Annotated in this window: 11 protein-coding genes; 8 read left to right on the top strand and 3 right to left on the bottom strand. The window is 47.0% G+C overall.

Features of this window, described 5'->3' with window-relative positions; all coding sequences use genetic code 11:
* A partial coding sequence (locus NLX78_RS19490; RefSeq protein WP_254351313.1) for an Ig-like domain-containing protein occupies positions 1-1,063 on the top strand: 1,063 nt, incomplete at its 5' end.
* Between the two features lie 26 nt (positions 1,064-1,089).
* Positions 1,090-5,661 (top strand): S-layer homology domain-containing protein, encoded by a 4,572-nt coding sequence (locus NLX78_RS19485; protein WP_254351312.1) that lies wholly within the window; start codon positions 1,090-1,092, stop codon positions 5,659-5,661.
* 318 nt (positions 5,662-5,979) lie between these two features.
* On the opposite strand, the gene NLX78_RS19480 is transcribed toward NLX78_RS19485, so the two are convergent.
* Genes NLX78_RS19480 through NLX78_RS19470 form a run of 3 tightly spaced genes read right to left on the bottom strand, consistent with a single transcriptional unit; the run spans position 5,980 to position 9,089 of the window.
* A complete protein-coding gene (locus NLX78_RS19480; RefSeq protein WP_254351311.1) occupies positions 5,980-7,083 on the bottom strand; it encodes a CobW family GTP-binding protein in 1,104 nt (367 codons plus the stop codon).
* 18 nt (positions 7,084-7,101) lie between these two features.
* On the bottom strand, positions 7,102-8,079 hold the full coding sequence (locus NLX78_RS19475; RefSeq protein WP_069291814.1) for a TIGR03943 family putative permease subunit: 978 nt from the start codon (positions 8,077-8,079) through the stop codon (positions 7,102-7,104).
* An 8-nt stretch (positions 8,080-8,087) separates the two neighbouring features.
* On the bottom strand, positions 8,088-9,089 hold the full coding sequence (locus tag NLX78_RS19470; protein WP_254351310.1) for a permease: 1,002 nt from the start codon (positions 9,087-9,089) through the stop codon (positions 8,088-8,090).
* A 234-nt stretch (positions 9,090-9,323) separates the two neighbouring features.
* Here NLX78_RS19470 and NLX78_RS19465 point away from each other — a divergent pair, with 234 nt between their 5' ends.
* The 6 genes from NLX78_RS19465 to NLX78_RS19440 all read left to right on the top strand — a co-directional run bounded on the left by NLX78_RS19465 (position 9,324) and on the right by NLX78_RS19440 (position 15,028).
* On the top strand, positions 9,324-10,316 hold the full coding sequence (locus tag NLX78_RS19465; protein WP_254351309.1) for a CobW family GTP-binding protein: 993 nt from the start codon (positions 9,324-9,326) through the stop codon (positions 10,314-10,316).
* Complete coding sequence (locus tag NLX78_RS19460; protein ID WP_254351308.1) at positions 10,313-11,437, top strand: FecCD family ABC transporter permease; 1,125 nt, start codon at positions 10,313-10,315, stop codon at positions 11,435-11,437. Before NLX78_RS19465 ends, NLX78_RS19460 begins: the two co-directional genes overlap by 4 nt.
* Entirely contained in the window at positions 11,434-12,222 is a 789-nt protein-coding gene (locus tag NLX78_RS19455) for an ABC transporter ATP-binding protein (RefSeq protein WP_254329759.1), read from the top strand. Before NLX78_RS19460 ends, NLX78_RS19455 begins: the two co-directional genes overlap by 4 nt.
* Positions 12,223-12,286: 64 nt before the next feature.
* Positions 12,287-13,309 (top strand): ABC transporter substrate-binding protein, encoded by a 1,023-nt coding sequence (locus tag NLX78_RS19450; protein WP_254351307.1) that lies wholly within the window; start codon positions 12,287-12,289, stop codon positions 13,307-13,309.
* Between the two features lie 217 nt (positions 13,310-13,526).
* On the top strand, positions 13,527-14,234 hold the full coding sequence (locus NLX78_RS19445) for a metal ABC transporter ATP-binding protein (protein ID WP_185156274.1): 708 nt from the start codon (positions 13,527-13,529) through the stop codon (positions 14,232-14,234).
* The gene (locus NLX78_RS19440) at positions 14,180-15,028 is read left to right on the top strand and encodes a metal ABC transporter permease (protein ID WP_254351306.1); all 849 of its coding nucleotides are present in this window, start codon (positions 14,180-14,182) and stop codon (positions 15,026-15,028) included. Before NLX78_RS19445 ends, NLX78_RS19440 begins: the two co-directional genes overlap by 55 nt.
* Positions 15,029-15,068 lie beyond the last annotated feature (40 nt).

Below are 15,068 nucleotides of genomic sequence, written 5' to 3'. Positions count from 1 at the left end.
CAACGTGACGATCACGCCGGTGATCCCGGAAGCCGTGAACCATGCGCCGACGGTGGAAACGTCGATCAGCAATGTAATGACAGGGGCCGCGGATGGAGTTAAGACGGTGAGCCTTGCGAGTGTGTTTGCAGATGAAGACAGCGACGCGCTGACATACACGGCAACCTCGACAGATACGGGAGTGGCAACAGCAGCGGTAAACGGAAGCGATCTGAAAATTACGCCAGTGAACGCGGGTACGGTCACGATTACAGTAACGGCAGATGACGGAAACGGGGGTACAGTGGATACGAATTTCACTCTAACGGTGACCCCTCCACCTGCTGCTAATCACGCTCCTGTTGTTCAAAGCACGATTAATGATGTTTCTACAGAAGCAGGTGCTGTGGACACAACTATTGGACTTGCTTCAACTTTTGCAGATGAAGATTTGGACTTACTGACGTATTCCGCTGATTCATCGGACCCTAGCGTAGCAACGGTTTCCGTTACAGGCGACCAACTGAGTATTACTCCGCTTGCAGTGGGAAGTGCTACAGTCACAGTTACCGCAGATGATGGGAAGGGGGGAACCGTTCAAACGATCTTCCAAGTCACTGCTGGAGAAAAGAAGGGACTTTTCTTCTCCGAGTTGGCATGGGGGGAGAGCGACTCTATGATGCAAATTATTGAGCTTTATAATGCGGGTTCTGAGGAATTGGATGCTTCAAAAATTAGAATTGAACGCAGTGATAGTGGAAATTCGATCGAAATAAGTCAAGACGCTGGTGCTTTTATTCCAGGTGGAGCTACTTTCGTGATAGGAGATACCATGTATTTTGGTGATGCGCATGTAGATTACTTCACAGACATGGGATTTTATAACGATGATTCAGCACCTGTTACTTTATCGCTTTATTACGATAATCAGTTGATTGATACGGCAGTGTTTCAGCCTCATACCACTTTAGCTAGACAATCCGATGTTACCCATGGAAATGCAGACTACGAGGCAAGTGAATGGTTTGATGAAGGAACCGATTATACGGATAATATCGGCATCTTTAGTAGTGAGGCACCATAATGAATAAAAAGAATAGAGGAAACATCATGAGTTCTAAACCTAATAAATGGCTGATTACATTAGCCTTGGCTGCACTTGTTGCTCCAACGGCTTTGCAGACGATTGCATCTGCTGCCAGCGGTGCATCAAACGGAGTAGCTCTGGCCAGTCTGCCTTTTAAAGACATCAATAATATTGCTTCAGAGCAAAAGACAAACATCCTGCGAGCCATTGAAGCCGGGCTTCTGCATGGCGACCCATCTGGATCCTATCGGCCAACGGATTTGTTGACCCGTCAAGAAATGGCGGTTCTATTAACTCAAGCTCTGCAACTCTCTATTTCTAAAGCAGCAAGCAGCAGTTTCTCGGATGTAGAAACGAAAAGTTGGTCGAGTCCCTATATTGAGGCTGTACATCGTGCAGGACTCATGAATGGAGACGACGGCTCCAAATTCAGGCCCAAAGCGGCAGTAACCAGAGAGGAGGCTGCGGTTCTGCTTATGCGGGCCGCCGGGCTTCCTATTACAGCTGACGCCACGGAGTCTGCTAAACTTACTGATTGGAATCGGGTCAGTCCGTGGGCACGGCCTTACGTTAATACGGCTTTACAGTCGGGCTCCATGAAGACGGATCAGTCCGGTTTCAAACCTAAATCGTCCGTTCAGCGCCAAGATATAGCCCAGTATATGATGTCTACCTTTTTCCCTAAGGACCATGTAGTCCAACTCCAAAAAGTAGAGGATGGAAAGGCCTGGATTAACGGGATTGAATATAAACTCTCGGATTCAGTTAAAGGAATCCTGCAAACCTCTAACCAAGAGATTCTCAAAGGAGCAGATATTCAATTTGTAGCATCACAGCGGACCATTGAATCGATCACTAAACTGGTCATCCATGCGAGCGGGCAAGCTCCGATAGGGCAAGCTTCCGAATTCAGCGGCAATCTTGTATTAGATGGTCATAACTCCTCGATTGACGGAGATTTAACTATTGACGGTGATTACATTTCGGTTATGAATTTGAATGTCAAAAATAGTTTTACAGTTACGTCAAGCCTTGAACATGATTTCTATGCCTCTAAATTTACGGTACAAGGAAAAACATATATTCAGGGCGGTGACCAGAACACCGTATTGTTTAACACATCTGAGCTGCAGGATGTCGAGGTATCCAAACAGGATGTCCACGTAGTCATTCAAGGAAATTCGACGGTGGATCAAATGTCGTTGATTTCCAATGCAACGATTGAAAATGATTCATCCTCAACGATACAGCAGTTGGATGTTCTTACCGGTGCCAAGCAAGTAGAGTTGCAGGGGATTATTAAGCAATTGTCGGTCAACAGTGATCAGCCCGTAGCTCTGACAGGCCAGGTCTTTATTAATACATTGGCTGTGAACAGTTCCTCTCCGATCAGTCTGGAGGTAGCTGGAACTATTTCAAATTTACAAGTAAATAACTCTGCAGCAAATATTAGTGTAAGCTCCTCCAGCCAAGTCACGAATACTTCATTTGCAGTAGGTGTGTCTTCTTCGACGGTATCAGGAGTCACTGGAGTCACTACAACTTCTTCTGGTAGCTCGCGTTCTACGGTTGTGGCCAATACAGCACCGAAGTTAGTGACCAAATATGACGATCATGCCGTAACGGTGGGCGATTCTGAACTTCAGATTGACTTGCTTGGTCATTTTACGGACGAGGAGCAGTCTGAGCTCAAATATACGGCAGTGTCGTCTAGTACAAAAATCAGTACAGTCCGAGTAGAGGGAACAAACCTGTTTATCAAGGCTGTTGGCAAAGGGACTGCGACCATTACGATCGCCGCAGATGACCAGGCCGGGAAAAAAGCGGGAACGAATTTCAAGGTCCGTGTCAATGAATCTCCTGTTTCATTGAGTATCCCCAATCAAAACGAACAGTTGGGGAGCGACGACGTAACCTTATCTTTAGGATCGTTTTTTACGGATTCTGAAAATGATCCTATGACTTATGAGGTTGCGATCGATGATCCTTCCATTGCTACCTTTACCCTGACGGGTGATCAATTGGTATTAACTCCGGCAGCTGTAGGACATGCCCAAGTTACCGTCAAGGCATCCGATGGTCGGGGAGGCAGCGCAAGCCAGTCGTTTCAATTGGTTGTAACTGCAGTACCTAATCAAAATCCGGTTGTAAATCAGAAGCCGGGCAACCAAACGCTCACTGTGGGCGATGCGGACTACATCCTGGATTTATCTCCGGTGTTCCTTGATTCGGACAGCAATCCGCTAATCATCTCGGCAGAATCCTTGGATCTATCTATTGCGACGGTCTCCGTTAACGGAAACCAGGCCACAGTTCATGCGGTTTCCTCAGGAACAGCAAACATCCAGCTAAAAGCGGCAAATGGCCTTGGAGGCGAGGTTAAGACCGATTTTGATATTACCGTTAATGAACCTCCGGTATCCTTGCGAATTCCGGATCAGACGAAACAAATCAATTCAGACGACATTCAATTATCTTTAAACGACTTCTTTACCGACCATGAGAAGAATTCGTTGTCATACAGCATTGATATTTCCGATTCTTCGGTTGCGACTGCAGTGCTAAATGGGGACACGCTTACCATTACACCGTTAAAAATTGGCAGCACATCAGTATCTGTTAAGGCATCTGATGGCCATGGAGGTAGCACAAGCCAGTTGTTTCAAATGGAAGTAACTGATGTATCTAACCAAAATCTGGTTATAGACCAGAAGCCGGGTAATCAGACACTGAATCTAGGCGATGCGGATTATATCCTGGATTTATCTTCGGTATTCCACGATCCCGATGGCGACCCTGTGGACGTTTTGGCAGAATCTTCGGATTCGTCAGTTGCTGTTGTATCCGTTAACGGATACATAGCCACGGTCCATGCAGTTTCCTCAGGAACAGCAACGATTCAGCTTAAAGCAAAAGATGGCCGCGGGGGCGAGGTCACTACTGATTTTGATGTTACCGTCAATGAATCCCCGATTTCCACAGGGATTCCGGATCAGATGAAAGAAATAAATACAGGCGATATTCAATTGTCCTTAAATGATTTCTTTTCCAGTCCTGATAGCGATGTTTTAACTTACGATGTTGATAGTGTTTCTGACCCGACTGTTGTGACGGCTGCCGTTTATGGGGATATGCTTACTCTTACACCGTTAACGATCGGTAGCACATCGGTATCGATCAAAGCAACCGATAGCTGGGGAGGGGAAGTGATCGAAACTTTCAAAACCACCGTCACGGCTGGAACTCCACAGAATCAGTATCCAGTAGAAACTAGACCTGCCAACCAGTCGCTTACTGTAGGTGGTGCGGTCTACTCACTTGATTTAGGTTCCGTTTTTACTGATCCTGATGGGGATACGTTGACCTTTAAGGCAACCTCTTCTGATCCGTCCGTTGCTTCGGTGGAAATCACTGGAGCTCAATTGGAAATTCAGGCACTAAGTGCAGGGACGACAATCATAGAAATCAAGGCTATGGATGGCCGTGGAGGGGAAACTTCAAGCACCTTCCAAGTCAGTGTCCAATCATCCGGTTCGTCTAACCCATCTTCTAATCAGCCGCCTCAAGTAGATGCGACCATTTATGAACAAGTGTTGACTGCAGGAGTTACGAATGCAAGAAGCTACGACCTATCTCAATTGTTCAGTGATGCTGACGGGGATGCCTTGACGTTTACTTCTACTGTTGAATCAACCGGTATGGTAAATGCAGAGGTTAACGGATCAACGTTGACTCTTACTCCAGGTAATCAGGCAGGAAGTACCAAGGTAACGATTACTGCGAATGACGGGCATGGCGGAACAGCCACCTATAATTTTCAGGTAACGAATGCTCCTCTGGCGACGAATGGAATTGTTCAAATCCGAACCAAGCAAGGGGTCAAAGATCCGATTACTTATGACATGTCAACAGTGTTCCCGGGTGAAACTTCATTTAAAATCTATTCGGGTACGGCAGATTCCACCTTTACTGGGCCAATCCCTCTTAATGGGACGGTTTGGACATGGAACGGGGATATTTTTCAATACTTCTGGGTAATCGGGGCGAACGGATCTGCCGCTGTATTCCAAGTGACCTCAAATCCTCAAGGACCGGAGGATCTATATTTTTCCCAGTATCTATCTTTGGATAAAACCCGTACTGCTATTGAGCTGTTTTATAATCCGGTAGGAGATACTTCTAAACCTATAGAAAATGCAGGATACTCACTTGAGATTCATCAATACAATTTAGCTACAAATACTCCCAAGGTGTGGAGCCAGCCTATTAATTCGTTTTGGAAAGGCATGCCTTATATATATATCGATTCCATCTTTTATGACTTTTTCGACATTGTTCCTGCGACATACTATAATGATGAATTGATGTTACTAGAAACGAATACAAATGTAACGACAGGCTATGTCCTGAAAAAGAACGGCGTAACGATCGACGTCTTAGGTGATCCTAACGGAAAAACGCAATTTATGCCGAATAATGGGACTATTATCCGAAAATCGGGGATTAAGTCCGGTTCCTCCTCTTATAATCTTCCAGGAGAGTGGAACTCTTATCCAACCGGAACGCTTCAATATTTTAGTCATCATACTCCATAACATTTTGTTGAATTAACGGGAAGCCCTCCAGCGCTGATGGTACTTGGGGCGAAGGGTCCCGGGAGAGTAGGATGTCGCCAAGCAATTAATGTATAACTCTTCATAGTGGTACTCAAGCTGTCGAGACATTCTCGACAGCTTTTTTTATTCCCAATCTTTCAACATGGCATCCTATAAGGTACATACTGCTTATATGCAAATTTATGATAGTTACGAAAAAAAGACCGTTCCCTGACTTTTAAAAGTCAAAGGAACAGCCTTATTAATTTCGTAGACATACCAAAGGGAATTTTCATCATTACGAGCCGAATATGTCGATTACAGCGACACGAAGCACTGTTCCCATTGATCGGTAATGGAGGCTTTGTCAAGCTGTTCTCCAATGAGTGTGACATATCCCTGGCTCACAGGAAGTGCAGTAGGCTGCCACTCCAAGTGATTTCCTGAAAATTGCAAAAGCATAGTACCTTCCTGAGGAAGCACGCAGTAACCTTTCGCACGAAGCAACGAGGAACCTAACCCTGTCAAAAGGTTTTCCAATCGTTGTTTTTCGAGTGGCTGAGGAGAATATTGATGCAGCGTTAAGCTCTCCAGACGGGAGAACGAATGAGGCTGCTTAGGATCGTGGTTATGACTGTGTGCCGCAATAACTTTGAAAGCCGTACTTCTGGAGACACTACTGGTGTTTCCGATACTTTTGACGGGAATGGAAACGGACGGTACACCTGCATCGGTGGACTGGACTTGTGCAGGTGCAGGTTGAAGTGTCTGTACAGGTTTTGCGGCAACGGATGCGGAGGCCAGAACAGGCTCTAGTAGTGGTTCAAGGTCAATCCGGCTATATTCAGTAGTTTGCAGCTTGGCCGTATCGTTGAGCTTGCGGATGCTCTTGACGACCTTCGTCACTTCACGGCTACTTGCTGCATCCGCCTTGTTCACCACAATAAAGTCTGCGGTGCGCAGTTGTCCGTGCAGGGTGCGAACCAGTTCTTTATCAGCCGTAAAGCGGCTATTGTATTCATGGAACAGCTCAGCATCTACAACACTGATGCTGTGAACCAGATAAAGCCGATCTGCCAGTAGAGGGGAGCGAAGCTCCTCCAGTACTTGTTCGGGGTTGGCTACCCCGGTGGTTTCCATGAAGATCAGGTCTGGCTTCTGACTGAGCAGGGTATGCAGAGCCCCTGCCAGCTCATTTCTTTTGCTGCAACAAATGCAGCCTTCTAGCAATCCTTCTACTGTTACGTCAGGCATTTCCTCTGAAATTATAGCGCTGTCTACATCATATTCACCCATTTCGTTCATTAAAACAGCAGCACGAAGGGGAATTTGGCGAGTATGGGCTAACAGGCGTAAAAGCAGTGTTGTTTTGCCGCTTCCAAGAAAACCACTGATTAAAATAACAGGAACTTTGTTCATCATTTTCCCTCCTTGGTGGGTTTAGTGTACTGTGTTCAAGCGATCAAAGGTAGCTACCGAGTCTGCTTGGGTATAGACATAAGGGGATTCTGGCTGCTCGACAGCGGTTATTTTTTCGGATCGAATTTCAAGTACTGGAACGTTGCCCTTTTGTGTGGCATGCAGTGTTCCTTCAATGGTCACCCAGGTATCCTTGTCAAAGGACGGGGCCTTCTGGGATTGGACGATGATCCCGAATGGCATGGCATCGGCAGTACAGCACATGACGAGGAATCTTCCTACTGCAAATAGGCCTTTACCCGGCAGGTTGTCGTCTTTATAGACAAAGCCAGTCACCTGTACTTTTTTTCCTTCAAAAGCTTGTTTATATAACTCAATGGCGCCAATAGTTTCGGAGAAAATCTCCGGCTTGATCTGTATGATAGGTTGCTGATACAGGCGTTTCGCCAGCTCGGCGAATTCTACATTGTACTTGTCAGGCGGAACGAACAGCTTATCCAGCGTTTCCTGACTCCATTTTCCCTCTGGAGGGGGCGAAGTTGGGACAGAAGATGCAGTTGATAAAAGGGAGGAGGTGGATGCTTTCGTGGTCTGTATATCTGTTTTTCGTCGGATATCCGGGTTGGGATACGTGAAGGACATGCCTTTTTTGGCGGCCATATCACTACCAAGTGCCTGATTGGGCAGCAGAGAACCGAACAGGAGCGGGATGAGCAGCATTCCATATACGAGTGTTTTTTTGAACCAGCTTTGCGGCAACGGATGCTCACAATCACATACATCCTCACCGTCCCGCTCTCCGATGATTCCGTGCCATGCCATCGCCAATGCGATGAACAAGAGTGGTACAGGACAGAGTAGGAGCAGCTTTTGCATATGGGGAGCTAGGTAGTAATGAAGTGCATTCGTACGGTTTAATGAGATAATGTACACAGCCAATCCGATTAGGAGCAAGGAGCGCATACCATATTGCCAGCGGATGCTAAAGGTTGAATTCACGTTTGTATTCACCTCCCCAATAACCATTCTGCAGCTATAGAACCCACAAGGACGAGTGAAGCAATGAGCAAGCCCAGGATGGCGACAAATTTAGTGCGGAAGGTGCTGAGCAGCATGAGCGTGCCTTTGAAGTCTAACATCGGACCGAGTACAAGAAAGGCTGCCAGCGGACCTAGTGTAAAGGTGTGTGAAAAAGCAGTGGCTACAAAGGCATCGGAGGTGGAACATAGCGACAGTATGTAGGCAAAACCCATCATAAAGGCGTACGATCCGACCGTTCCGTTGCTTAACGAAAGCATCTCATCACGTGGGATGAAGGTTTGGATGCAGGCTGTTAATAATGCGCCGATAGTGAGATATTTACTCATGTCCAAAAACTCGTCACCAGCATGTACAAAAAAGCCCCGCCATGTGCGACTATGCCGATGAGTCTGATTGTTCTGCTTTTGCTGGTTAAAAGAGAGCAACGACCGTTTGAGCGGATGCACTCGCACAAAGGCATACACGATCAGCCCGATGATCGCGGAGACGGCAAAAGCCAAACCCATTCGAACGGCAGTGACCTCGGGATGGGAAGGGAAAGCCATCATCGTCGCAGCCAGTACCACGGGATTGATAATGGGCCCGCTTAAAATAAAAGTGATACCCATATAGGCAGGCATTCCCTTGAGCATTAATTGGCGAACGACAGGGATCATGCCGCATTCACAGATGGGAAACAGCATACCTAGTAAGGAGGCCAGCAGGACACCCGGTACAGGATGCGCAGGCGCTATTTTTCGAATCCATGTCTCCGGTACAAGCCACTGCAAAAGGGATGAGACGAGTACACCGATAAGGAGAAACGGAACAGCTTCCAGAAAAATACCCATAAATACCGTTTTTAACGGTTGCAGCTGGCCCATATCTAACAAACGAAGCCACTGGGGAGATAGCGTGACAAGCACAGGGATGAGAAAGGCAAACGGAATCATAAAAGGCAGCATCTTCAACAGCGTACTGTTTTTCATTCCACGTCTCCTTGGGAATAAGGGTTCTTATCTACATCCTATGTCTGTAGAGGGACAATCATGCCCGCTGGATTGTGCTTGTCTCACCTCCTATATTGACAATTCAAAGAGTGGTCATATATATTTATGTTTGTTATTAGTAATTATTACGATTAAAATCCGATAAATGATTGCAAGAAGGAAACTTTTACGGTACGATCCATATTAAATGTTGTAAAGACAAGGAGGGGTTATATGATACCGATAGTTGTTTTATCCGGTTTTTTGGGTAGCGGTAAAACCACTCTTCTTCAGCATGCGCTGGCTTACTACAAGGAGAAGGGCCTCAAGCCAGCCATTTTGATGAATGAGTTGGGTGATGTTAATCTGGACGGCAGTTTGGTGAATGGCCAAGCACCCATGAAGGAAATGCTCAGTGGTTGTATATGCTGTACTATTCGCGGGGATTTGGGCGTCGAGCTCATGAATCTTGCTGAGGAATATAAGCCGGACGTGATTATTGTAGAATGTACTGGAGTAGCTAACCCGATGGAGATCGTAGATGCAGTGACAGACGCCTCCATCTATTCTTCTATGATTCTACAATCCGTTATCACGGTCATAGACGCGCGTCAATTTCTGGATTTTGCCTCGGGGAACGAGAGAGGCAAGTCGCTTCGTTTGATGCAGGATCAGCTTCGGTGCGCTTCCAAACTGATTATTAATAAGACCGATTTATTGGCTGTTGGCGAGTTGCAGAAAGTACAGGCCCTCGTAAAAGAGTTAAATCCATATGCTCTGACTGTGAGCACGCAACGAAGTGACGTGGACGCGGATATTTTTTTCTCCACTCAAGGAGAGGGGCGTATGGACGTTGACCATCACTCTCATGATCACCATGACCACGCCCATGACCACGAACATGGGGAGCATTATCATTCCTACGACCACGTAGTGGTTCACACGCATTTCTTTGGACAACCTGTGCCACGCTCCGAGTTTGAACAGTTGTTCCGCAGTTTGCCAGCTGAAATTTACCGGGCCAAAGGAATTGTGCGGTTTCTGGAATCAGAGGGTCAGATGATGTTTCAGTTTGCCTATCGGGAGCTGGAAATCATTCCGATCCGCCCGCAAAAGCCAGTGAACGATGTAGCGGTTGTCATGGGTGAGAATTTCTCTGCTTCCGAGATCGAGGAACAATTGAGAAAGTTGGAAGCGGCCGAAAAGCCATTGAGTAGTAGTTCATGACTTCGAGAACGAGCAACCTTAATCCATCAAGACCTAATCCATCACAACATAATTCTCGCGCACACCTAGCTGGCAAGTCTACTTGGGGATTTACAACAATTCTGCTGCTGACTGCTGGGCTGTTGCTTTCGGTGACACTCGCAGTCATGCTCGGTCCTGTAGCTGTCGCACCGGGAACGATATGGCGAATTGCACTGTCTCATCTTCCCTGGCTGGACCAGTGGATACCCGTGACATGGACCAAGCCTGAGCAATATATCGTTTGGGAAATCCGCTTTCCACGCGTGCTGCTAGGAGTTGTCGTAGGAGCAGGACTTGCTGTTACAGGGGCGACTATACAGGCATTAATTCGTAATTCGTTAGCGGACCCCTATATTTTAGGAGTCTCGTCTGGGGCTTCGGTGACAGCCACGTTGGTAATTGTGTTCGGAGCTTTCGGATTTTTAGGACGACTTGCTCTGCCTTTATCTGCTTTTATAGGCTCGTTAGCTGCAATGCTTATGGTGTTCGCGTTAGCCCGTGTGGCTGGGAGCATATCGACGACCCGCTTATTGCTGGCAGGAGTGGCGGTGTCCATGATGCTGTCGGCTGTGACTAGCTTTATCGTTACGATGGCCCCGAATGAAAAAGGCATTCGTGACGCGATGTATTGGATGATGGGAAGTCTGGCAGGTGCTCAATGGGACACGCTTTTCATTCCAAGCCTCATTGTAGCCGTTGGAACGGTAGTCCTCCTGACCCGATACCGTTCGCTGAATGCTTTGCTAACGGGCGAAGAAACCGCAGTAACGCTAGGTGTGAACGTACAGACGTTCCGCGTATTACTGGTTGTTGTGGCGTCTCTTTTAACCGGGGCAGTCGTATCAGTGAGTGGCTCAATTGGCTTTGTGGGGCTTATGATTCCGCACATCGTTAGGCTGATAGTGGGATCAGATCATCGGCGTGTACTGCCCGTCAGTCTGTTGGCGGGAGCTATTTTTGTCGTGTGGGCTGATGTATGTGCCCGGCTCGTGCTGGCTCCACAGGAGCTGCCGCTTGGTATTGTGACGGCTGTGTGCGGAGGACCCTTTTTTGTGTGGCTGCTGCGTCGTAGTTCCTACTCGTTTGGAGGCGAAAAATGAATATAGAAGTCGAATGCGTGACCTTCAGTATTCACGACAAACGGCTGATCGACGGCATCTGTCTCCAGGTAAAAGCAGGGGAGCTGGTCGGATTGATCGGTCCGAATGGCAGCGGGAAATCGACGTTGCTCAAAAATATGTATCGCGTGCTAAAGCCTGACAGTGGTTTGGTTACGTTGGATGGCCAAGATATGCTGCGGATGAAGTATAAAGAAACGGCCCGACAAATGGCAGTGGTGAGTCAGGATGCGCCGCAAACGTTTGATTTTTCAGTACGGGACATCGTCCTGATGGGTCGCCATCCGCATAAGAAACTGCTGGAAGCAGATACTGTCGCCGATCATGAATTGGTCGAGCAGGCGCTGGAGCGGGTAGGCATGAATGCTCAGGCGGATCAGGGCTTTGCCAGCTTGTCTGGCGGCGAAAAGCAACGGGTATTGATCGCCAGAGCTTTGGCCGGGCAGGCGAAATTTCTTGTTTTGGATGAGCCAACAAATCATCTGGACATCCGGTATCAGCTGCAAATTCTGGATTTGGTCAAAACACTTCGGATAACTACGCTAGCTGCACTACATGATTTGAATTTGGCTGCATTTTATTGTGATCGAATGTATGTATTAAAAGAAGGCAAAGTGGTAGCCTCCGGCATAACAGAGGATGTGCTTCAGCCAGACCTGCTGTGGAGTGTATTCGGGGTGGAGACAGAAATCTGTATTCATCCAAAAACCGGGAAGCCGAATATTACCTTTTTACCGGATTCTCTTAGGAGAGGAGGCTATCCATGATGCTAACAGAAAAGGTGATATGATGAGGTAAGATAAACTACAAATAAAAGAGGAGACGGTACATATGAAAAAATATAGCAAGCTCGCGTTACCGTTGGTTATGCTCGCTTTGGCGATGATGCTGTTGTTATCAGCCTGCGCAGCAGGAAACACGGCTCAAACAAGCGATCCATCGGCAAACCGGCAGCAACCTGCCGCATCGCAATCGGCAACCAATAAGACGTCGGTAGAGCTTGAGAACATGGGCGTTAAAATGGCATTTCCCGAGGCGCCCAAACGCGCGGTTACACTGAACCAGCACGCGACTGAGGTTATGCTGGCTCTTGGACTGGAATCCTCTATGGTAGGAACTGCGTATTTGGATGATCAGATTTTACCGAAATATAAGGCTCAATATGACAAAATCCCGGTACTGGCCGAACAATATCCGTCCAAAGAGGTGTTTATGGCCGCTGCACCGGATTTTGCCTATGCAGGCTGGAAGAGTGCCTTTAATGATAAAAATCTGGGTTCCCGTGAGGAGCTAGCCAAACAAGGGGTGCTGACCTATGTACAGGAGTCCTCAAACAAACCGGGTCCCATATTAGAAGATGTATATCAGGATATACTAAATATTGGGCGTATTTTCAGGGTTGAGGAGCGTGCAGAAAAGCTGGTAAATGACATCCGTGAACAAGTGAAGTCCATTCAGACTCAAATTGGTACTGTTGAGCAGGCACCCAAGGTGTTTGTTTATGACAGCGGAGAAGACAAGCCCTTTACGGCTGCCAACAATTATCTAACGTCTTTGATTGAAAGTGTGAAGGCGAAAAATATTTTTGATGATATTGACAAAAGTTTCACCGAAGTAAGCTGGGAAGAGGTTGTGAACCGTAACCCTGATGTGATCGTCATTCTCGACTATGGTGATACTTCACTGGCTGATAAAGAGAAGCTGCTCCTGAGCAAGCCTGCGCTGGCTGGTGTGGAAGCGATCAAAAACAAACGGTTTATAGTCCTGCCATTATCCGCGGCGGCTGAAGGTGTACGTGCACCGATTGCACTGAAAACCTTGGCTGTAGGCTTGTACCCGGACAAAATGAAGTAAACAAACAAAAGAGTTGCCAAAACATTGACGAACCTTGCCTAAACTGTTAAACTTGCTAATGCGTAAAGGTTACGTTTATCAAACGCTTATTTTTTTATTACCAAATCGTAATAATTACGGTAGATGGTTTAATGATCATAAACGACCTGGAGAATCTGCGCAAATGATGATCGCTCAGATGGCTCCAGGCTTTTTAAAGGAAAAGGAGATTTGCGTCATGTTATTGGCCTCATTGGAACAGGTCACATTTGGCTACGGAGATGTTCCTAACTTGGTGGATGCCAATGTTGAAATTTTTTCGGGAGAATTTGTGGCTATTACCGGACCGAATGGTGCTTCCAAATCAACCATGCTCAAACTATTGCTCGGCTTGCTTCAGCCTTGGAAGGGCAAGGTGTTTATGTCTAACCGTACAGGTGAAGGCAAAAAGCTCGTTGTCGGCTTTGTATCCCAACAAATTGCTGCTTTCAATGGCGGATTTCCAAGTACGATTTTGGAATTTGTCCGTTCAGGAAGATATACTCATGGCTCTTGGTTACGCCGTATGCGGTCTGAGGATCATGATCTGACTGAGCAGGCGCTGCGTCAGGTAGGCATGTGGGATTTGCGTCACCGTAAAATCGGCGAATTGTCCGGTGGACAGAAGCAACGCATTTGTGTGGCGAGAGCGCTCGCTCAGGAATCGGATTTGCTCATTTTGGATGAGCCCACGACCGGCATGGATCAGGAAAGCCGCCATCATTTCTACGATCTGATGAATCAGCAGGTTAAGAAATATGGAAGAACTGTGGTCATGGTGACCCATGGACTATCGGAAGTACAACATTATCTGGATCGAATTATTGAGCTTGAAAGGAAGGAAGATGGCGGATGGAAATGCTGCACTACGACTTCATGCAGCGGGCATTTTGTTCCGGTGGGGTAATTGCACTGCTGGCCTCGGTGCTTGGAGTATACCTGATGCTGCGGCGTCAGGCTCTCATGGCGGACATGCTATCGCATGTATCGCTGGCAGGGGTGGCAGCGGGTGCCTATTTAGGCATTAACCCGACGATAACCGGATTTGTTGTTGCCGTAATCGGCGCGATTATCGTTGAATACGTCCGCAGGTCTTATAAAACATATAGTGAGATATCTGTGGCTATTATTATGGTAGGTGGCCTCTCGACGGCTGTTATTTTAATGAATCTGAATCAGAGCATTAACAAAGGATTTTCCGCTTATTTGTTTGGTTCGGTCGTAGCGGTCAATCAGACAGAGCTGATGTTGATGATTGTAGTGGCTGTGATCGGAGGTATTTTCTTTTTTGTATTCCGGCGTCCATTGTATCAGATTACCTTTGATGAAGAAACGGCGAAGACCAATGGTCTTCCTGTCAAGTCCATTTCATTTGCATTTAGTATTTTAACAGGGATGATTGTAGCTGCTGCAATGCCGATTGTCGGTGTGCTACTTGTCTCCTCACTCATCGTGCTCCCTGCGGCGCTGGCGATTCGAATTGCACCGAGCTTCGCGGCAGCCATCTGGATATCTATGGTCACTGCGTTGATCGGCGTATTTATGGGTTTAACGGCATCGTATGAACTCAGTACACCCCCAGGGGGGACGATTGCCATGGTGCTGTTATTATTCCTGATTGTAGGAGCTGGTATTCAAAAGCTGGTCCGTAAGCTGGGCAAGCAACAGGCTTCTCGACGGAAGAATGCGACAGGCCAGTGAGTGTAATTACAGTGAGAATTTACTAAAAAATCTAACATAT

This window comes from Paenibacillus sp. Lou8.1 (assembly GCF_024213565.1).
Taxonomy (GTDB): Bacteria; Bacillota; Bacilli; order Paenibacillales; family Paenibacillaceae; genus Paenibacillus; species Paenibacillus polymyxa_B.
This window is presented reverse-complemented; position numbering and strand designations above follow the sequence as displayed.

Coding starts and splice junctions, on each gene's coding strand:
- NLX78_RS19485 (WP_254351312.1), top strand. CDS start 1,090: ATGAGTTCTAAACCTAATAAATGGCTGATTACATTAGCCTTGGCTGCA.
- NLX78_RS19480 (WP_254351311.1), bottom strand. CDS start 7,083: ATGATGAACAAAGTTCCTGTTATTTTAATCAGTGGTTTTCTTGGAAGC.
- NLX78_RS19470 (WP_254351310.1), bottom strand. CDS start 9,089: ATGAAAAACAGTACGCTGTTGAAGATGCTGCCTTTTATGATTCCGTTT.
- NLX78_RS19465 (WP_254351309.1), top strand. CDS start 9,324: ATGATACCGATAGTTGTTTTATCCGGTTTTTTGGGTAGCGGTAAAACC.
- NLX78_RS19460 (WP_254351308.1), top strand. CDS start 10,313: ATGACTTCGAGAACGAGCAACCTTAATCCATCAAGACCTAATCCATCA.
- NLX78_RS19455 (WP_254329759.1), top strand. CDS start 11,434: ATGAATATAGAAGTCGAATGCGTGACCTTCAGTATTCACGACAAACGG.
- NLX78_RS19450 (WP_254351307.1), top strand. CDS start 12,287: ATGAAAAAATATAGCAAGCTCGCGTTACCGTTGGTTATGCTCGCTTTG.
- NLX78_RS19445 (WP_185156274.1), top strand. CDS start 13,527: ATGTTATTGGCCTCATTGGAACAGGTCACATTTGGCTACGGAGATGTT.
- NLX78_RS19440 (WP_254351306.1), top strand. CDS start 14,180: ATGGAAATGCTGCACTACGACTTCATGCAGCGGGCATTTTGTTCCGGT.